Annotated in this window: 15 protein-coding genes and 1 pseudogene; 12 read left to right on the top strand and 4 right to left on the bottom strand. The window is 44.3% G+C overall.

From position 1 onward, the window contains the following. Window positions 1-41: 41 nt before the first annotated feature. Together nrdA and ubiG are read right to left on the bottom strand one after the other, a co-directional pair. Window positions 42-2,357, bottom strand: a complete 2,316-nt coding sequence (nrdA, locus tag HCJ96_RS13705) for a class 1a ribonucleoside-diphosphate reductase subunit alpha (protein WP_169211639.1) — start codon at window positions 2,355-2,357, stop codon at window positions 42-44. A 485-nt stretch (window positions 2,358-2,842) separates the two neighbouring features. Beyond that, window positions 2,843-3,541, bottom strand: coding sequence for a bifunctional 2-polyprenyl-6-hydroxyphenol methylase/3-demethylubiquinol 3-O-methyltransferase UbiG (ubiG, locus tag HCJ96_RS13700; protein WP_169211638.1), 699 nt, complete (start codon window positions 3,539-3,541; stop codon window positions 2,843-2,845). Between the two features lie 305 nt (window positions 3,542-3,846). Between ubiG and gyrA the strand changes: the two genes are divergently transcribed. From gyrA to pyrF, 10 genes and pseudogenes are all read left to right on the top strand, one after another. Next, window positions 3,847-6,534 (top strand): DNA topoisomerase (ATP-hydrolyzing) subunit A, encoded by a 2,688-nt coding sequence (gyrA, locus tag HCJ96_RS13695; protein WP_169211637.1) that lies wholly within the window; start codon window positions 3,847-3,849, stop codon window positions 6,532-6,534. A gap of 89 nt (window positions 6,535-6,623) precedes the next feature. Then, window positions 6,624-7,709, top strand: coding sequence for a 3-phosphoserine/phosphohydroxythreonine transaminase (gene serC / locus HCJ96_RS13690; protein WP_169211636.1), 1,086 nt, complete (start codon window positions 6,624-6,626; stop codon window positions 7,707-7,709). Beyond that, complete coding sequence (gene aroA / locus HCJ96_RS13685; protein ID WP_169211635.1) at window positions 7,709-8,998, top strand: 3-phosphoshikimate 1-carboxyvinyltransferase; 1,290 nt, start codon at window positions 7,709-7,711, stop codon at window positions 8,996-8,998. The genes serC and aroA overlap by 1 nt, the downstream gene beginning before the upstream one ends. Before the next feature lie 100 nt (window positions 8,999-9,098). Further along, window positions 9,099-9,770, top strand: a complete 672-nt coding sequence (gene cmk, locus HCJ96_RS13680; RefSeq protein WP_169211634.1) for a (d)CMP kinase — start codon at window positions 9,099-9,101, stop codon at window positions 9,768-9,770. Window positions 9,771-9,891: 121 nt separating this feature from the next. Then, window positions 9,892-11,562: a 30S ribosomal protein S1 gene (rpsA, locus tag HCJ96_RS13675; protein ID WP_169211633.1), complete on the top strand. Its 1,671-nt coding sequence runs from the start codon at window positions 9,892-9,894 to the stop codon at window positions 11,560-11,562. 76 nt (window positions 11,563-11,638) lie between these two features. Continuing rightward, window positions 11,639-11,928, top strand: a pseudogene (ihfB, locus tag HCJ96_RS13670) (integration host factor subunit beta). Window positions 11,929-12,152: 224 nt separating this feature from the next. Further along, window positions 12,153-14,522 (top strand): PilZ domain-containing protein, encoded by a 2,370-nt coding sequence (locus tag HCJ96_RS13665; protein WP_169211631.1) that lies wholly within the window; start codon window positions 12,153-12,155, stop codon window positions 14,520-14,522. 112 nt (window positions 14,523-14,634) lie between these two features. Continuing rightward, window positions 14,635-14,892 carry a LapA family protein gene (locus tag HCJ96_RS13660; protein ID WP_169211630.1) on the top strand — a complete coding sequence of 86 codons (258 nt, stop codon included), beginning with the start codon at window positions 14,635-14,637 and terminating at the stop codon, window positions 14,890-14,892. A gap of 1 nt (window position 14,893) precedes the next feature. Continuing rightward, on the top strand, window positions 14,894-16,063 hold the full coding sequence (gene lapB / locus HCJ96_RS13655) for a lipopolysaccharide assembly protein LapB (RefSeq protein WP_169211629.1): 1,170 nt from the start codon (window positions 14,894-14,896) through the stop codon (window positions 16,061-16,063). A 3-nt stretch (window positions 16,064-16,066) separates the two neighbouring features. Continuing rightward, a complete protein-coding gene (pyrF, locus tag HCJ96_RS13650; protein WP_169211628.1) occupies window positions 16,067-16,765 on the top strand; it encodes an orotidine-5'-phosphate decarboxylase in 699 nt (232 codons plus the stop codon). A gap of 77 nt (window positions 16,766-16,842) precedes the next feature. Here pyrF and HCJ96_RS16565 read toward each other — a convergent pair whose 3' ends face one another. Continuing rightward, on the bottom strand, window positions 16,843-16,947 hold the full coding sequence (locus HCJ96_RS16565; protein WP_425483747.1) for a PEP-CTERM sorting domain-containing protein: 105 nt from the start codon (window positions 16,945-16,947) through the stop codon (window positions 16,843-16,845). A 665-nt stretch (window positions 16,948-17,612) separates the two neighbouring features. On the opposite strand from HCJ96_RS16565, the gene HCJ96_RS13640 reads away from it, so the two are divergent. Beyond that, window positions 17,613-18,251 carry a DUF998 domain-containing protein gene (locus tag HCJ96_RS13640; protein ID WP_169211627.1) on the top strand — a complete coding sequence of 213 codons (639 nt, stop codon included), beginning with the start codon at window positions 17,613-17,615 and terminating at the stop codon, window positions 18,249-18,251. Between the two features lie 346 nt (window positions 18,252-18,597). Here the strand turns inward: HCJ96_RS13640 and ald are convergent, their stop codons facing one another. After that, window positions 18,598-19,725: an alanine dehydrogenase gene (gene ald / locus HCJ96_RS13635; RefSeq protein ID WP_169211626.1), complete on the bottom strand. Its 1,128-nt coding sequence runs from the start codon at window positions 19,723-19,725 to the stop codon at window positions 18,598-18,600. Between the two features lie 130 nt (window positions 19,726-19,855). Between ald and lrp the strand changes: the two genes are divergently transcribed. Beyond that, window positions 19,856-20,341: a leucine-responsive transcriptional regulator Lrp gene (gene lrp / locus HCJ96_RS13630; RefSeq protein WP_169211625.1), complete on the top strand. Its 486-nt coding sequence runs from the start codon at window positions 19,856-19,858 to the stop codon at window positions 20,339-20,341. Window positions 20,342-20,435 lie beyond the last annotated feature (94 nt).

Genomic DNA, 20,435 nt, shown 5'->3' with positions numbered 1-20,435 from the left:
TTGATTAACGTAAAAACAGAGATAGATTAGCAGGGTGCGTGTTAAATTTTACACGCACCGCCGGCACAATCGTCATCTTCTACTATTACTGCTTCCTGTGGTTTATGCTCTGCAGCTTTCACATCTTGCGTGCTTTGATCAGCAGCTCCATCACGGGTGTTATGGTAGTAGAGTGTTTTCACACCTAATTTATACGTGGTAAGCAAGTCTTTCAGCAAAACTTTCATCGGCACTTTTCCGCCTTCGTACTTGCCCGGGTCATAATTTGTATTGGCAGAAATAGTCTGGTCGATAAATTTCTGCATTACACCGACAAGTTGTAAGTAGCCATCGTTTGAGGGGATATCCCACAATAGTTCGTATTTATCTTTAAGCTCTTCATACTCAGGGACGACTTGCTTAAGGATACCGTCTTTACTTGCCTTAACACTGATATGACCGCGAGGTGGCTCAATACCATTGGTTGCATTTGAAATCTGTGATGACGTTTCAGAGGGCATAAGCGCTGACAACGTCGAGTTGCGAAGACCGTGTGTTTTTATATCTTCACGCAATGCGTCCCAGTCGTACTGCAAAGGCTCGTTGCAAACCTGATCCAGTTCTTTTTTGTAGCTGTCAATTGGCAGTATGCCTTGAGAGTAAGTTGTCTCGTTAAATTTAGGGCACGCGCCTTTTTCTTTTGCAAGATTATTAGAGGCTTTAAGCAGATAATACTGCATGGCTTCGAAAGTGCGGTGAATAAGCCCGTTTGCACTGAAATCAGAATATTTAACCCCGTTTTTGGCCAGGTAGTAGGCGAAGTTTATCACCCCTATGCCCAGCGTACGGCGGTTCATGGTGGCATTATATGCAGCGGGTACCGGATAATCCTGATAATCAAGCAGGCTATCCAGTGCACGCACTGCCAGATCGGCTAACTCTTCAAATTCATCCAGCGATTTAATGGCACCTAAGTTAAACGCTGACAGAGTACATAAGGCAATTTCACCGTTTTCGTCATTCACGTGCTCAAGAGGCTTGGTTGGCAATGCAATCTCAAGGCACAAGTTGCTTTGACGTACTGGCGCAACCTCGGGGTTGAAAGGACTGTGAGTGTTACAGTGGTCAACATTTTGCAGATAGATGCGACCTGTGCTGGCGCGCTCCTGCATAAACAAACTAAACAGCTCCATTGCTTTAATGCGCTTTTTACGAATACTGTCGTCGTTTTCATATTGAACGTATAAAGCCTCAAATTTGGCCTGATCAGCAAAAAATGCATCGTAAAGCCCGGGCACATCTGAAGGACTGAACAAAGTAATGTAGTCATCTTTCATCATGCGCTGATACATCAGTTTGTTGAACTGCACGCCGTAATCAAGGTGACGTACACGGTTCTCTTCAACTCCGCGGTTATTTTTCAGTACCAGCAGTGATTCAACTTCCATATGCCACAGCGGATAGAATAGCGTAGCTGCACCACCCCGGACACCGCCTTGTGAGCAACTTTTCACGGCTGTCTGGAAATACTTATAAAAGGGTATACAACCAGTATGGAAAGCTTCTCCGCCGCGTATCGGGCTGCCCAGCGCACGAATTCGACCTGCGTTAACACCAATTCCCGCTCGCTGGCTGACGTACTTAACAATCGCACTGGCGGTAGCATTAATCGAGTCCAGGCTGTCACCTGTTTCAATCAATACACAGGAACTGAACTGACGGGTAGGGGTACGCACCCCCGCCATGATCGGCGTAGGCAATGAAATTTTAAAGGTTGAGGTGGCATCGTAAAAACGGCGTACATAGTTGAGACGCTCTGTTTTTGGATAATTAGCGAATAAACAGGCAGCAACCAGCACGTATAAATACTGTGCACTTTCATAAATTTCGCCAGAAACACGGTTTTGAACCAGATATTTACCTTCCAGTTGTTTGACCGCTGCGTAGCTGAACGTCATATCACGCCAGTGATCAACAAAGCTGCCCATCTCGGCTATCTCAGCTTCTGAGTAATCTTTTAAGATATGCGCGTCATACTTGCCACTGGCAACCATTTTTTTCACATGATCCAGCAAGGCCGGCGGTTCAAATTGACCGTACGCTTTTTTGCGCAAGTGAAAAATAGCAAGTCTCGCCGCAAGATATTGATAATCTGGTGCATCAGTAGAAATCAGATCCGCTGCGGACTTGATTAACGTTTCATGAATTTCACTGGTGGTGATGCCATCATAAAACTGAATATGAGCACGAATCTCTACCTGTGATACAGAAACATTATTTAATCCGTCTGCTGCCCAGGTAATAACCTTATGAATTTTATCCAGATCAATGGGTTCTTTCTCACCATTTCGTTTGGTGACATACAAATTATTATTCATAGTGCTGGCCGTAATTTAGTTAGCGCGTGTTGTAGTGGACTTCGTAAAATTTGGCAGTGTCTATCCATTGAATTTAAGGAAGCCGCATTATTATTTTTCAATCTTGTTTTTCCACACACAGGTGACTACTTGTCACGTCGAAAAAGTCATGTCCTGTGTTTTATCCGTGGTTTTTTTGCAGTACCGAGCGTTGTTTAACTGTTATTAATTATTTGTATTTAACGCTCTGGACATGGCACAAGATAGTGAGGTTTTAGTCTTATTGCAACCCAATATCTGGTGGTTTTTACAGCGATCAAACGCAAGCAAATTTTTGGTTAGTGGTAACTCACCTAAAAGCGTCATTCAACCCTCCGCTTAACTAAATGCAAGCATTTTTTACGGATCAAAAAATTATTAAACTAATTTGTTTGGAGAACAGTTTTTTTAGAATGGCACGATATATAGTGCGAAAGTTCCAGTAGACGCACTATATATAGATGCTCTTATGCATGAGTATGCAATAAGTAGTTGACGTCGATATTGCGATTTGAAAGATAAAATTTCCGGTTCAGAGGGTTCATGTGCAGTCCCGTAACATACTGATTAACCAGGCCCGCATTATCTGTCATTGTCATTAATTCAGACGGCTTAATGAAGCGGCTGTACTGGTGCGTTCCTTTTGGTACTAAATTTAAAATGTATTCAGCGCCAATAATGCCCATCAAATAGGATTTCACGTTTCTGTTCAGGGTGGAAAAGAACACGTGGCCACCGGGTTTAACCAATCTGGCGCAGGCATTAACAACCGAAGCGGGTTCGGGAACATGCTCAAGCATCTCCATGCAGGTTACAACATCGAACGTTTTTTCGTATTGGGCGGCGAAATCTTCTGCGGTAGTACACTTATAGTCTACTTTTACCTGACTTTCTAAACCATGCAGTCGCGCCACTTCCAGTGATGCTTCTGCCATATCGATACCGCAGACCTCTGCACCACATTTTGCCATTGCCTCAGCAAGAATGCCGCCACCACAGCCAATATCGACGACCTTCTTGCCATGCAGGCCTTTTGCGTGAGTTTCGATAAATTCTAATCGCAGCGGGTTAATCGCGTGCAGGGGCTTAAATTCTCCCTCCGGATCCCACCATCGAGAAGCAAGTTCAGCAAATTTATTGATTTCCTGACTGTCTACATTTGCCATTTTCAACGTTACCTGATTTCGATTTGAGCACTCAACCTTACCTCAATTAAAACAGAAAACGAGTCGCTTTACGCAATATTTTCTGCGTTAGCTGAATTAGTAACCAACTTTGCCAGTCGCAAAAGTAATTTAGAGGAAATTCACCCCAGATATAGATTAACTGCTACATAATTGGTTTTGTCAGTGGTACACTCAACGATTGTTTTACAACCCAATAATAATAGTGTGCGCTCCCGCCAATGTTGTTTACATCAGACGATACGTATAGCGCCACATGTGTTTAGAAAAAAGGGATAACGCAGTTTATGAGTGATGACGCGAAAGAAATCCTTCCCATTAATATAGAGGAAGAGTTAAAAAACTCTTACCTTGATTACGCCATGAGCGTAATCGTTGGGCGCGCCTTGCCTGATGTCAGAGATGGTTTGAAACCTGTTCACCGCCGTGTTTTATTCGCGATGAATGAACTTAAAAACGATTTCAACAAGCCGTATAAAAAATCAGCCCGTGTTGTTGGGGACGTGATCGGTAAATATCACCCTCACGGTGACTCTGCAGTTTACGACACCATTGTCCGTATGGCGCAGCCTTTCTCTTTGCGCTACATGCTGGTTGATGGACAGGGCAACTTTGGTTCAGTAGATGGTGACTCAGCTGCAGCAATGCGTTACACCGAAGTGCGCATGGCAAAAATTGCCCATGAACTGCTTGCCGACTTAGACAAAGAAACGGTTGATTTTGTACCGAACTACGATGGCACTGAACAGATCCCTGAGGTATTGCCTACCCGGGTTCCCAACCTGTTGGTAAACGGTTCATCGGGTATCGCGGTGGGTATGGCGACCAATATCCCACCACACAATCTGACTGAAGTCATTAACGGTTGTGTGGCACTAATCGATGATCCAGACCTTGCAATAGAGGGCCTGATGGAGCATATCCCGGGGCCGGATTTCCCCACTGCGGCGACGATAAGCGGTCGCAAAGGCATCGACGATGCGTATCGCACTGGACGTGGCAAAATTTATCTAAGAGCCAAGGCTGAGATTGAAACGGACACCAACGGTAAAGAAACTATCGTTGTTAACGAAATTCCATATCAAGTCAACAAAGCACGTCTGATCGAAAAAATCGCTGAACTGGTTAAAGAAAAACGTATTGAAGGCATCTCCGCGCTGCGTGACGAGTCCGACAAAGACGGTATGCGCATCGTTATTGAAGTGAAACGTTCAGAATCAGCAGAAGTGCTGTTGAACCATCTATATGCCAATACGCAGCTGCAAACAGTATTTGGTATAAATATGGTGGCCCTGGATAATGGCCAACCAAAAGTCATTAATCTTAAAGAGACGCTCGAAGCATTCATTCTTCATCGCCGTGAAGTCGTCACCAGGCGGACCGTATATGAGCTGCGTAAAGCACGCGACCGTGCTCACATTCTTGAAGGTCTGGCAATTGCGCTGGCTAACATCGATCCGATTATCGATCTTATCAAAGCGTCGCCCAGTCCAGCAGAAGCTAAGCAGGCGTTAGTTGCACAAGGCTGGCAGCTAGGTGATGTAGCCGACATGCTTGAACGTGCCGGCAATGATGCAGCACGTCCTGACTGGCTGCTGCCTGAATTCGGTATTCGCGATGGTAAATATCATCTGACTGAACAGCAGGCTCAGGCAATTTTGGATCTTCGCCTGCATAAACTAACAGGCCTCGAGCATGAGAAAATCCTTGATGAGTACAAGGTATTGCTTGAGCAGATTGCTGAGCTATTACACATCCTGCGTTCACCAGAGCGTTTGATGGAAGTTATCCGCGAAGAATTAGAAGCCGTTCGTGATGAGTATGGTGATGCACGTCGCACTGAAATAACTGCTGCTACCCATGATATAGATATTGAAGATTTAATTGAACAGGAAGACGTTGTAGTAACGCTTTCCCGTGAAGGTTATGTTAAGTATCAAAAGCTGTCAGACTATGAAGCTCAGCGTCGTGGTGGTAAAGGTAAGTCAGCAACCAAAATGAAAGATGAAGATATAATCGAACGTCTACTGGTTGCCAACACGCATGATCATATCTTGTGCTTCTCAACGCGGGGCAGATTATACTGGTTGAAAGTTTACCAACTTCCATTTGCATCGCGTAACGCGCGTGGCAGACCGATTGTAAATATTCTGCCCTTGGAAGCGAATGAGCGTATTACCGCCATTCTTCCTATTAAGGAATTCGAAGAAGGCAAATATGTATTAATGGCAACTGCCAACGGTACCGTGAAGAAAACAGACCTGAGTTCCTATTCACGCCCACGTTCTAACGGTATTATCGCGGTAAATCTGAACGATGGTGATGAATTGATTGGCGTTGCAATCACTACGGGTAGTGATGACATTATGTTGTTCTCAGATGCCGGTAAAGTGGTTCGCTTTAATGAAAAAGCCCGTGACGCTGAAACTGGCGAAGTCAAGCTTGATCCAGAAACGGGCGAAGAAGTTCTGGCACTGCGCCCAATGGGCAGAACGGCCACGGGGGTCCGCGGTATCAGAATGCAGGAGGGGCAAAAAGTGGTGTCACTGATTGTTCCTCAGGGGGATGGTGATATTCTGACTGCAACTGAAAATGGTTATGGAAAACGTACCCCGTTAGCGGATTATCCTGCTAAGAGCCGCGCCACTCAGGGCGTTGTTTCAATCAAGGTATCTGAACGAAACGGCAAAGTGATCGGTGCGGTGCAGGTTGATGAAACTAACGAAATGATGCTCATAAGCGATCAGGGTACATTAGTTCGTACACGGGTTAGTGAAGTGTCAATCGTGGGCAGAAATACACAAGGTGTACGTTTGATTAGAACTAGCGAAAACGAGCATGTTGTTGGCCTTCAGCGCATTGAAGAAATGGATGAAGAGTTATTAGAAAGCATCGAAGGTAGCGAAGACGTTATCGATGAGAATGCTGAAGAAGCTTCTACAGAAGCAAGTGACAAGCCCGCGACAGAAGAGTAACGCAGTAAATCAGCCTGACTGATGACTGTAATCGTGTCTTGAACAAGCGGCTTTTAGCCGCTTGTTTTGTTTTTGAGGTTAAGGTTTAAATGACGCAAGTATTTAATTTTAGTGCGGGCCCAGCCATGCTACCGCCAGCAGTATTACATCAAGCCCAGCAAGAGCTCGTCAATTGGCAGGGTAGTGGCAGCTCGGTAATGGAAGTCAGCCATCGGGGTGAGGAATTCATGGCGATAGCAGCACAGGCCGAAGCAGATTTACGCCAATTAATGCATGTACCTGATAATTACCACGTATTATTTACTCACGGCGGTGGGCGGGCGCATTTCGCCGCGGTACCGATGAACCTATCTACACCAGATGATACCTCATTGCATCTTGTTTCGGGCTCCTGGTCAAAAGGTGCAGTGGCTGAAGCCAGTAAATTTAATCAGCCGAAGGTAATCGGCGAACTAACTCAAAAAGAGGGGCTGGACTTCATGCAGCAACCGGCTGCAGACGAGATTGATCAAAACGCTGCTTACTTGCATTTCTGTCCGAATGAAACGGTAGATGGTGTAGCGTTTGATTGGCTACCAGATTCAGGCAAAGTCCCGTTAGTTGCAGACATGTCTTCTTGTATTTTATCCAAGCCGATTGACGTAAGCCGGTATGGAGTAATCTACGCCGGCGCACAAAAAAATATCGGTCCGTCTGGATTGAGTGTGGTGATTGTCAGGGATGACTTAGTGGGGCATGCACAAAAATATACGCCGTCTATTTTCGATTATAAAGAACTGGCGACCACGGGGTCGATGTACAATACGCCACCTACGTTTTCCTGGTATCTGGCGGGGCTGGTATTTAAGTGGCTGCTCAGTCAAGGCGGCGTTGAAGCTATCGCCAAACTTAATCAAGCTAAAGCTGCCTGCCTTTACAATGCTATTGATCGGTCTGACTTTTATCGCAGCCGGGTTCATCCGGAGTGTCGCTCAATTATGAACGTCCCGTTCCAGCTAGCCGATCCTGCTCTGGATGCGCTTTTTCTTGCGCAAGCGGCAGACAAAGGTTTAGTTGCGCTTAAAGGACATCGCTTTGTGGGCGGCATGCGAGCAAGTATCTACAATGCGATGTCGCTGGAAGGCGTGCAGAGCCTGGTTGAGTTCATGGCTGACTTTGAGCGGAGGCAAGGTTGATGACTCAGGATGCGTTAACCTTACAACCGGTAAAAAAAGTAGCAGGCTTGGTTAATGTACCAGGCTCGAAAAGTCTGTCCAATCGCGCGTTACTGCTGGCTGCACTTGCTGAAGGAACTACCACAGTTACCAATCTGTTGGACAGTGACGACATTGCGCATATGTTAAATGCGCTTAAATTACTGGGTGTCAAATACCAGCTGAGTCCTGATAAAACCGAATGCGTCGTGGAGGGACTGGCAGGCGCTTTTACCCAAACACCCTCTGAGGCGCTGTTTTTAGGTAATGCAGGTACTGCAATGCGCCCCCTTTGCGCAGCTTTAGCCGCGAGCAATGTCAAAGTTGAGTTGACCGGCGAACCAAGAATGGAAGAAAGGCCAATTGGTGATTTAGTCGATGCGTTGCACGAAGCCGGCGGAAATATCGAATATCTTAAAACGACAGGCTATCCACCACTACGTATTAACGGTAAAACGCTGACAGGTGGTGAAGTGTCGGTAGATGGCAGCGTTTCCAGTCAGTTTCTCACCGCCTTATTGATGGCTGCACCACTGTGCAAAAAAGACGTCGTTATCAATATTAAAGGACAACTTGTCTCAAAACCTTATATTGATATTACCTTACACATTATGCAGCAATTCGGGGTCGTGGTAACAAACAATAACTATCAGAAGTTTACAATAAACGCGGGTCAACGCTACACTTCACCCGGGCGATTCATGGTCGAGGGCGATGCCTCGTCAGCTTCTTATTTCCTAGCTGCCGCGGCCATCAAAGGCGGCAAAGTTACTGTAACCGGAATTGGCAGTAACAGCATTCAGGGAGATATTCGATTTGCTGATGTGCTTGAACAAATGGGGGCGCAGGTCGAGTGGCAAGAAGAGTCGGTCAGTGTCACCAAAGGCGCCCTTAACGGCGTTGATATGGACATGAATCATATTCCCGACGCTGCTATGACCATTGCTACCACGGCTTTATTTGCTCAATCACCCACCACTATTCGAAATGTTTATAACTGGCGGGTAAAAGAAACCGATCGGCTTCATGCGATGGCCACCGAGCTAAAAAAGGTGGGTGCTGAAGTTGAAGAAGGCGAGGACTATATCAAGGTCTGGCCCTTGTCTGATTTCAAACATACGCCTATCGACACCTATAATGACCATCGTATTGCTATGTGTTTTTCATTATTAGCGCTTAATGAACAGCCCGTAACTATTAATGATCCCGGCTGTACGGCGAAAACGTTTCCAGATTTCTTTACGCGTCTGGCAACAATTTGTAAACATTAACGCATTATTAAAAGGCAACCATTTTTAAACATGCATGGTATATACGGAGATCTGTGCGTATAATTGCGCGCGTTTTTAACTATTCAAAACTGGAGCAGGTATGCATCCAACACCTATAGTCACGGTTGACGGCCCTAGCGGAGCAGGCAAGGGGACCTTAAGCAGTCTGTTGGCAAAGCAACTAGGCTGGCACTTCCTGGACAGCGGCGCGATTTACCGCGTACTGGCAGTGGCGACACTTCACCATGATTTACCTTGTGATGACGAAGAATCCATTGTTCCATTGGCAACAGGTTTAGACGTGAGTTTCGAAACGGATGGCGAATCCAGCCGTATCATTTTAGAAGGCGAAGACGTCACCGATGACATTCGTACTGAACAGGTAGGCAGCGTGGCGTCGCAGATTGCCGCGTTACCGCGGGTTCGAGAAGCTTTGTTACGCAGACAGCGCGCGTTTCAGCAAGCACCTGGGCTGGTAGCAGACGGTCGTGATATGGGAACCGTCGTGTTTCCTGATGCACCGGTAAAGTTATTCCTCACAGCTAGCGCCGAGGCCAGGGCTGAAAGGCGATATGGCCAGTTGAAAGCAAAGGGGATGGATGTTAATATTGCGCGCCTTTTAACCGATATTAAAGCGCGTGATGAGCGAGATTCAAACCGTTCTGTTGCCCCTTTGATACCGGCTGAGGATGCAGTAGTAATAGATTCAACGCACTTGAGTATTGAGCAAGTGTTTGATAACGCAATGGAAATTATTACTTCTCGTTTGTAATTAGAAGCTTCTAATTTGTATTGATTTAAGTTGCGACAAGTGGACGTTGCGACAATTGTTAATAACCCCATGTGCTCTGGATTGACATATGGATCTCAACTTTATATTAAATTAAAACCTTATGACTGAAAATTTTGCACAACTTTTTGAAGAAAGCCTTTTAGAACTAGAAACCCGTCCAGGTTCAATTGTTAAAGGTACGGTAGTTTCAATCGACAAAGACATCGTTCTTGTTGATGCGGGCCTGAAATCAGAAAGTGCGATCCCTGTGGATCAATTTAAAAATGCCGAAGGCGAGCTGGAAATTGAAATTGGCGATCAAGTTGATGTAGCGCTTGACGCAGTTGAAGATGGCTTCGGTGAAACTATTCTTTCTCGTGAAAAAGCCAAGCGCCATGAAGCGTGGGTTGAGCTTGAAAAAGCATACGAAGAGAAAGAGACCATCAAAGGTGTTATTAATGGTAAGGTTAAAGGCGGTTTCACTGTTGAAGTTAACAGTGTACGTGCATTCTTACCAGGTTCATTAGTAGATGTACGCCCTGTTCGTGACACTACTCACCTTGAAGGTAAAGAGCTTGAATTTAAAGTAATCAAGCTGGATGCCAAGCGTAACAATGTTGTCGTATCTCGTCGTGCAGTTATTGAAGCAGAAAGCAGTGCTGAGCGCGAATCATTGTTGGCAAACCTTGAAGAAGGTCATGAAATCAAAGGTATCGTTAAAAACCTTACTGATTACGGTGCATTCGTAGATTTGGGCGGCGTTGACGGCTTATTGCACATCACTGATATGGCGTGGAAGCGTGTTAAGCATCCAAGCGAAATTGTGAACGTTGGTGACGAAATCAACGTAAAAGTGTTGAAGTTTGATAAAGACAAGCAACGTGTTTCTCTTGGTATGAAGCAAATGGGCAACGATCCGTGGCAAGAAATTGCACAGCGTTATCCTGAAGGTACTAAGATTTCTGGTCAGGTTACTAACCTTACCGACTACGGTTGTTTCGTTGAAATCGAAGACGGCGTCGAAGGTCTGGTTCACGTTTCTGAAATGGATTGGACTAACAAGAATATCCACCCATCTAAAGTGGTTAATCTTGGTGACACTGTTGAAGTTATGGTACTTGAAATCGACGAAGAACGTCGTCGTATTTCATTGGGTCTTAAGCAGTGCATTGCTAACCCATGGGAAGAGTTTGCTAAGTCACACGAAAAAGGTGACAAAGTATCTGGTAAGATCAAGTCGATCACTGACTTCGGTATCTTCATCGGTCTGGATGGCGGTATTGATGGTCTGGTTCACTTATCTGACATCAGCTGGAACAAAACAGGTGAAGATGCCGTTCGCGAATATAAGAAAGGCGACGAAATCTCAGCGGTTGTTCTACAAGTCGACCCAGAGCGTGAACGTATCTCTTTAGGCGTTAAGCAAATTGAAGAAGACCCGTTCAATAAGTATCTGACAGACAACAAGAAAGGTGCTATTGTTAATGGTACAGTTACCGCAGTTGACGCGAAAGGCGTTACTGTAAACTTGGCAGAAGAAGTTGACGGCTATATCCGTGTTGGTGATTTATCACGTGACCGTGTAGAAGATGCTTCTGAAGAAGTAAATGTTGGCGACAGCATTGAAGCTAAGTTCATGGGTGTTGACCGTAAAAACCGTACTGTAAATCTTTCTGTTAAAGCGAAAGATCAAGCAGACGAGAAAGAAGCTATTGATAAAGTGAACCAACAAGACGATGGTGGATTTGCTAACGCAATGGCAGAAGCTTTCAAAGCTGCTAAAGGCGAGTAATACGGTCAGGTGTGCTCTTTTCGAGCACACCTGTCTTCGGTAGCTGTTTGGATTAAATTTTGACATAGGGAATACTATGACTAAGTCTGAACTAATTGAGCGGCTAGCCGATTCGGCACGCCATGTTCCTGCGAAAGAGTTGGAATCTTCTATCAAAGAGTTGCTTGAGCAGATGGCACAAACGCTGCAAAAAGGTGAACGGATAGAAATTCGTGGCTTTGGAAGTTTTTCTCTGCATTACCGGGCACCCAGGGTAGGTCGAAATCCGAAAACGGGTGAAACCGTGAAATTGGACGGAAAATACGTTCCACATTTCAAACCCGGAAAAGAGAATTGAGAGAGCGTGTTGACGCATCATCAAATTAAGCCGTAGTTTCTACGGCTTTTTTATTGCCTTTCATAAAATAATTAGGCACTATTCCCACTGGTTGTGCAAAGGTTGAACAGAAACTAACATCTTGTTAATAATTCTTTTATATCTTTGATACTTTGTTGTAGCAATGGGTGATTGTCTCTACTTCTATTGGTAAGCACTTTTGCTTTAGTAAATGCCTTAAATACGAGTATTGCCTTAAGGCTGGTGTGGTTTTATGTCTGCCGGTGATGAAAAGCAAGTCATTAAACAGTTCCAACATTTGATTCGAGCGCTCATTCCCTATGAGCAGGAAAACAGGTTACTTGAAGGATTAAATAAATTCTCAAAACGCCTGCCAACGAATGTTAGGAAAATAATAAAAGAAGAGGTCATCAGGTTAACCTCTCTTACCGATGCGCCTGCAGATAATTCCGCCTTCGCCCAATTTCCTGTCATTAAGTTCAAACACTTTGGTGTAGATATGTGCCTTGATAAAATAGGTACACAGATACTTAAGAAGGAATCAGGGCTTTATCAAAATCGCTACACTGTCGGTGTATTCGAGTCCATCACCAGCTCCGAATTTTATCAGACACAAATCAAAAAAGAACAATACAAAAAGATCGTTGATGCGTTTGCGATTGAATCGCAGTCTCAAAACGACATTGATTTTGGAGATGATATTTCGATAACACCCAACTTTGCTGTTTCGTCACCCGATTTACACAACGGTCGAAATTGCAATTTGGCATCACTGGGTTATAAAACCATGGCGGTAGAGATGCGCAGACCGCCCAAAATGAGTCAAGGCGAAGAGGTCACCTTTACCTTTCCAGAAGTGCAGGGCCTGACAACAAAAGAAACAAAAATAGACTGTAAACTGGACTCGATAAAATTTAACAAGCACACCTCAAACTACGAATTACAGTTTAATTTTAGCGATGAAACCGATGAGCGTTTATTAGAACAGTTGAAACGCTTTATCGATACTGCCGCTTTTCATCAGCCATTAAAAAGAGAATTAGAGATTGAAAGAGCGATGCAGGATCTGGAAAGGGACCGTATTCTCGAAAATAGTCCCTGGATGCCGGTATTTGTAAAAGCAAATAAAAAACAAGCGATTCCGATAATTGCACTTTTTACGAAAAAGAATGTTGAGCACAACAATGCGTATCAGTTTTTAACTAAACTGTCGGGCAAAAGTGAATTCAACCGGCTCTATCTTGAGCTTAGGCGTTATGGTGAGGCGTTTTTATTTAACGGCAGCATCAATACCAAAAAAGGTATAGTAGAAATTTGCGCAACTCATCGAGATCTGGTCGAAAGCAAACAAATGAGTCCTCTGATTTATTTGATGATGAAATCGGGCACGCTAACGTGTACCCACTGTCGCATGGACACGATTAACGAGGGCGAAAAAAGCAAAGCCTTTGCAATTCATGATCTGTCAAAAACCGATTTTCCTGATTTGGCCGCCATGACATCGGTTATGTTTTGCAAGGATATTACTCCTTCACTTAAAGACCTGACCATTGGAGAGAAATGTCAGTTTCCTGCTATTCCCAAGTCGCTGATTGCAGATACTGGCAAGTGGTCTATTTCGTATGTCATGGAGGAAGATCTAGACCGTCGCAGTGAGCATCGATATATAATAGAAAAAGACGCGTCGGTGAAAACGGGATTTCTGACATCATTTCAAGCCAAAATTAAAGATATATCTGCAAACGGTATGCAGGTCGAGTTGTCAGAGAAAGTGGCTGCGTCCAATTTTACCGATTCAATTAAAATCTCTGTGCCAGAGTTCAAAATGCGTAGCGAAAAGTACATGATTGTACATTATGATGAAGCGCTGGGCATTCTGCGACTTAAGTTACCAGAGCTTAATAAAAAAGGCTCAGTTGATTCGTTGTTAGAACAAAATCTGGCCTTTTTCAGGCAACGGGACATCGCCCGCGCACAACGAAGTACCCACAGGTTTATCTGGGAGCTTGCGATGCGGCATCATCCTTCTGTTAGCGTGCTGTGTGTGACCAACCGCCACATACTGGACCGCTTGAAAACCGTATATCAAAGTGAAAAGTCGGATGATTTATATCCTTTCTCGCGTGTACAAAATATCATTCCATTACACGGCTTTTTCGCAGACAGACAAACGATGCGCCCAAAATCTGAATTGTTGGAAAAACTCCTGGTGGGTAAAAAACGTAATGCAACGGTGGTCCATTGTGTGCGTAAGGATGACAACAAGCTCGTTTATATCTCAGAAAATCATTTTTTGTACGGCACCATGCGACAAAACATTGCTAATCACCTACAACAGGATAAGGTCGAGTTATGCGTAACTCAGGTTGAGCCGGTTCGTTGCCAATCGTCTTCCACGCCTTTAACTAAAAAACGATTAGCGCAATTGTCGAAAATTGATAAAACGATGTATGAGAAACTGGTCAACATGCAATCTGCATATACCCATGTGATATACCTTACAAATGAGTCTACGTTACATAACGAATTACTGAAGGCGAAATTACGTCCATTGCGCCCCGTTAGAACCGACGCAAACCCATCCGCAACCGCCAAAAAAGGCATCACTAAACAGGCAAGTTAACTGCCTAACATTTGCAATATCCACAATTTATGGCAAATCGCTATTTTTGCATGTTAGTTTAGTATTCAATTTGCTATGCTTGATTCAATGCAACACGACTAAGACTATTGTATTGAAAGGAATAATTTCTCTTATATTGATTCTCGTTTTATTGGCCCTTGCGTTTGCTGTAGGTTCACAAAACGAAGCAGTAATTGCGGTGAACTATCTAATTGCACAATCTGATATGCGTGTATCAACATTGATCGCTATTTCTATTGCCGTGGGAGTCGTGATTGGATTGCTGTTGATGATAGTCAGCTGGTTGGCACTGCGGGTGCAATTGATGACAGCGCGCGCGAAGATTCGTAAATTAACTAAAGAAGTCTAATATGCTTGAGTTGCTGTTTCTTTTGTTGCCAGTAGCTGCCGGTTACGGATGGGTGATGGGACGGAACAGTGTTCGCCAGGCTCAGCGAAAACAATCCAGTATTTTGTCCCGTCATTACTATAAGGGGCTGAATTTTCTGCTGTCTGATCAACCCGACAAAGCGGTTGATACCCTTATTAAAATGATCAATTTAAACAGCGATACGGTTGAGACGCATATTGCCATGGGCAATTTTTTCCGCCATCGCGGCGAGATTGATCGCGCCATTTTGGTTCATCAGAATTTGGTCAGCCGCGATGAACTGCAACCTGGTCAGCGCGAAAATGCGCTCAAAGAACTAGGCAAAGATTATACTCAAGCGGGTTTTCTCGAACGTGCAGAAAACGCGTTTTTGCAATTGTTGAACAGCGACAAACATTATCTGATTGCTCAACAGCAGCTCTTTAGTATTTATCAAACAACTAAAGAATGGGATCGCGCCATTGAACTGGCTGAGCGCATGGTAGAGTGTCATGGCGATAATGATGACGTTAGTGAGCGTCTGGCCCATTTCTATTGTGAACAGGCTCAAAGCGAAATTAATAGCGATAATCAGGGTGAAGCGTTGTCGTTATTACAAAAAGCCGTGAATGCTGATGAACATGCAGTACGACCCTGGTTGATGCTAGGTGACCTTGCTCTAAAACAAAAGCGTTACGAAGAAGCACAGACTTATTTGCTACAGGTTGCAGAGCGTGACATTAGCTGGTTTAGCGAAGCGGTACCAAAGCTTGAAGCCATTGCTGAAGAAACAGGGGACTGGGATACATTCGAAAAGCAGTTGCAAGCCCATTGGCAACAGTGTGCTACGTCTTATCTCGCCATGGTTGATGTGTTAGTTTCCAAAGGTAACGCGGAGCAGGCGGCAGAATACTTATTGAATCAATTACGTGACAGGCCGACCATGAAAGGCTTCAAAACCCTGATGGGCCTGTATATAGACAATCTCGGCGATACGGCCTCAACGGACAGTCTCAAAATGCTTAAGGAGCTGGTCGCCGATCAAATTTCGCAAAGACCAAAGTATCGCTGTCAAAGTTGCGGGTTTTCCGGGCGAAAACTTTACTGGTTATGCCCCTCATGTAAAAAGTGGAATACTGTTAAGCCTATAAAAGGTCTGGATGGAGAATAATCGTTGAATCAGGATCCTAAAGTTATCATTGCCCTTGATTTTGACACTAAAGATGCTGCAATGCGCTTGATTGAGCAGTTAGATCCTGCTGAATGCAAGCTCAAGGTTGGCAAGGAAATGTTTACCTTGTTTGGCCCTGAATTTGTAAAAGCGTTGGTAGCGAAAGGCTTTGACGTTTTTCTGGATTTAAAATTTCATGATATACCCAATACGGTGGCTAAAGCGTGTAAGGCTGCTGCGGAATTAGGTGTATGGATGGTAAACGTACATGCATCAGGTGGTCTGGAAATGATGCAAAAAGCCAAGCAAGCGATTGCACAAAGTGTAAATCCTGGCACCAAACTGATTGCCGTCACTGTGTTAACCAGTATGAACGCCGAACAACTCGCACAGGTAGTTACTGGTGTGAGCCCTGCTGAACAAGTCACTAAACTTGCTGCATTAACCCAGCAAGCTGGCTTGGATGGAGTAGTGTGCTCAGCACAAGAAGCGAAATTGTTGCGGAAACATTTTTCGCCTGAGTTTTTACTGGTTACGCCTGGAATTCGGCCTGCTGGTACCGAGCAGGGTGATCAAAAACGGGTGATGACGCCAGAAATGGCAATGCAGGATGGTGTAAGTTATCTGGTTATGGGGCGTCCGATTACACAAGCTGACGATCCACTAGCAACACTTAAACAGGTAAACAAAAGTATCGCTTAATGGAAAAATGCCAGTCAACTTTATTGACTGGCATTGGGAAACAGTCCCGTTTCAAGTCCGCCGCGTTAATGCAAGTGTCAGGCTTTTTCTCGCTTACATAAAAAACTTAGACCAGCTAACCCTAAACCCAAAATAGCAACACTAGCTGGTTCTGGAACTTGTGAAGTTCTAGTTACGTTGATAACGCCATTAACGTCTAAAAAGGTTTCTGGATCGCAACTAGAGCCATTACCCCTGATAAAGAACTAAGGTATCTCCCGAGCAGCCGTTTGCACCTACCAGTGCATAATCGGTTTCACGAACTAGACCAATATACAAAGTGAGAATATCCGGTCCCACTCTCACGAATTCTGTATCGGTTTCAAATTCAAATGACTGGGCACCCGAATAACCATACGATTTTAAGAGTGTATCGCTTGGGTCATAAAAACTGAATTCAAAGGAAAATAGACCAAGTTTATTAATGAGGTTATCGTTGCCGATAAATGCATCTTCAAAAGAAAATGAACCCGAACCGCTATAACCGGAGGGGCTGGTCGAAATCTCATGATCAGTCTGACATTTTTGTTGGTCGTAATTATCTTCACGTTTGCTTTACCAGCCGTAAAAATCCTTGTTATTGTGCTTGGCGAACTCAAGGTGATAGTAGGAACATTCTACTTTCTCCCTGTAGATGTATTCCAATTAAGTCTTTATCGGGAAGTAAATGGGTGGCCTTCTTATAATAACAATTTGAATAGCGCTCAACTTGCGTTTAGTCAATTGAATTTCTGTTGGTGATTTCGCTGTTTTTGTATTAAAAATAATCAATAAGCTTTTAATCTACATTTTTAAGCGAGACAATTTTATGGACAAAATACATACTAGTGCACGCTATTTAGTTTTAGCAGGAGTGATTTTTTTCTGGCTCGCTGTTTTTGTTTCTGCAGCGTTCACACCTGGTTATTCGCATTTTAATCAGGCAGTAAGTGAGCTCGGTGCAACAAATTCTCCGTACCCTTGGATTGTCAATTGGGTAGGTATTGTTCCTTTTGCACTCGCGCTATTAGCGACAGGTTATATTGTTGCGCGCGATTTACATCCTGGCTTTATCAAATGGATTTCAGGAATTCTAATCCTCTTAGGAGCGCTGGGATTTATGTTGGCTGGTGCAATGCAGTGTGATGTGGGCTGTCGTCAGTCGGAACAACTTAGTGGACAACTTCACGCGCTCGGTGCAGGTATTGGATTTCAACTTATACCTCTTGCAGCAATGTTATTGGGACTACGCACATTTACACGCAACACTGAGCGAGGGGTTTATCTATTTAGTTTGCTTATGTGTTTAGGGATGTTTGGTTCCATTGCGCTGTTTCTCGGTGTGCTCGATGTCAATCGTGATTTGGCTGGTCTGTGGCAACGGGTTATTTTATTGTTTATTTCCCTTTGGGCGATCGGATTATCAGTATTATTGCGTAAAAAAGACAAGGTAAAAATGCCAGTATGATTAATGATCTTTGCGTGTTGAGAGAATACTGAATTTTAATTACATAAATTATCAAACTGCTTGATACAGCTTGCGAAAATGCTGACAAATTAAATGGCCAAATACAATAAGGCGGTGGCTTACCGACAAGAGAATGGTGTGTTAGCGCGCGCTCGATAATCTCAGATTCAAGAGATCAGAATCGTGTAAGTGATTTGGATTAATCACTTGATTGACGGCTTGCAAGAGGTGTACAAAAAAATCCGATGAACTTACGTACATCGGATTTCGTCATTTTCACAACAAACATTAACTTGTTAGTTAATTGCCGCTGGCCTTTACGCGTTATGTTTATTCTGACTATATCTTATTTTAAGGCTTCTCTGGCATCGACGTAAGTCAGATTGAGTTGATCACCTAGAGCATCTACCACGGCTTTGTAAGTCACTTTACCTTCGTGAACATTCAAGCCATTGAGTAAGTGTTGATCAGCCAGCATAGCCTGTTTCGGGCCTTTATTTGCCAATGCCAAACCAAATGGCAAGGTCGCGTTATTCAGCGCCATGGTTGAGGTTCTGGCAACCCCGCCTGGCATGTTGGCCACGCAGTAATGCACAACATCATCCACGATGTAAACTGGATCCTGGTGCGTAGTGGCTTTTGACGTAGCAAAACAACCACCCTGGTCAATCGCAACGTCCACGACCACACTTCCGGGTTTCATCGCTGCTATATGATCGCGATTTAATAATTTCGGTGCGGCTGCGCCAGGAATAAGTACCGCGCCTACAACCAGATCCGCTTTAGAGGAATAGTACTCCAGCGCGTCAACAGTAGAAAATACGGTTTTAACCTGACCATTAAAAATGTCGTCTAATTGACGTAAACGGGGTAGTGAACGATCAAGAATGGTGACATCTGCACCCAGACCTAACGCCATTTTCGCTGCATTAATACCAACAACACCACCACCAATCACAACCACTTTACCCGATGCTACCCCGGGTACGCCACCTAGCAGTGTACCGCTACCGCCGTGCGCTTTTTCTAAATAATGCGCGCCCGCCTGAACAGACATACGGCCAGCTACCTCACTCATAGGTGCCAGCAGGGGAAGACCGCCGCGATCATCCGTCACGGTTTCATAAGCAATACAGGTTGCGCCTGATGCAACCAGTAATTCTGTTTGGATCGGATCAGGTGCCAGGTGCAGGTAAGTGTATAACGTCTGGCCTTTGCTGAGCTGCTTGCACTCATTAGGCTGCGGCTCTTTTACTTTTACTATCATTTCCGCTTCAGCAAAGATTTTTTCAGCGCTGTCAATAATTTGTGCGCCTGCTTCGACATACATAGCATCGGAGAAGCCGATCGCTTCACCCGCAGTGGCTTGAACCGCAACCTTGTGGCCATGCGTCACAAATTCTTTAACGGCAGCAGGTGTGAGGCCAACGCGATACTCGTGATTTTTTATTTCTTTTGGTACACCTATTAGCATAACGGCTTCCTTCAATTGTAGGGAACGAATTTGGTGCGCAGTATACTCAAATAAAAAAAGCGTTGTATGCTGAATGTTAAATAAAAGCGGTATAAAATACTGCTAGATAGCGAATTTGAAGAGTATTGTAATGTTAGTAAAAACTCCTAAACATTTGGATCGAATTGACCGAAACATCCTGGTGGTGTTGCAAAAAGATGGGCGTATTTCCAATGTGGAACTGGCAAAACAGGTTGGATTAAGCGCCAGCCCTTGTTTGGAAAGAGTGAAACGGCTGGAATCTCAGGGCTATATCAAAGGCTATCATGCGGCCGTTGACCCGGTTAAATTAGGCGCGGCCATGTTGGTTTTTGTAGAAATTACGCTAACAAAAACGTCCGTTGATATTTTCGCCGAATTTTCTGCGGCGGTGCAAAAGCATGATGATATTCAGGAATGCCACCTCGTTTCCGGTAACTTTGATTTCTTGTTAAAAGCACGGGTTGCTGACATGTCCAGTTATCGGCGATTGCTCGGTGATACGCTATTACGGTTACCTGGTGTAAGTGAATCGCGAACTTATGTGGTAATGGAAGAGGTAAAAAGTACCTCCGCATTGCGCATTCAGGTAAAATAATCCGCTACAATATTTCACAAAAGTAAAAACTAATAAGTAAAAAGTAGGTGTGCCAAAAGGGATGTGGTAGGCTTTCTGGATATCATTTTTATAA

The sequence above is a fragment of the Alteromonas ponticola genome (genome assembly GCF_012911815.1).
In the GTDB taxonomy this organism is placed as follows: Bacteria; Pseudomonadota; Gammaproteobacteria; order Enterobacterales; family Alteromonadaceae; genus Alteromonas; species Alteromonas ponticola.
The sequence above is the reverse complement of the archived record's forward strand: the minus strand, read 5'-3'. Positions and strand labels throughout refer to the sequence as shown.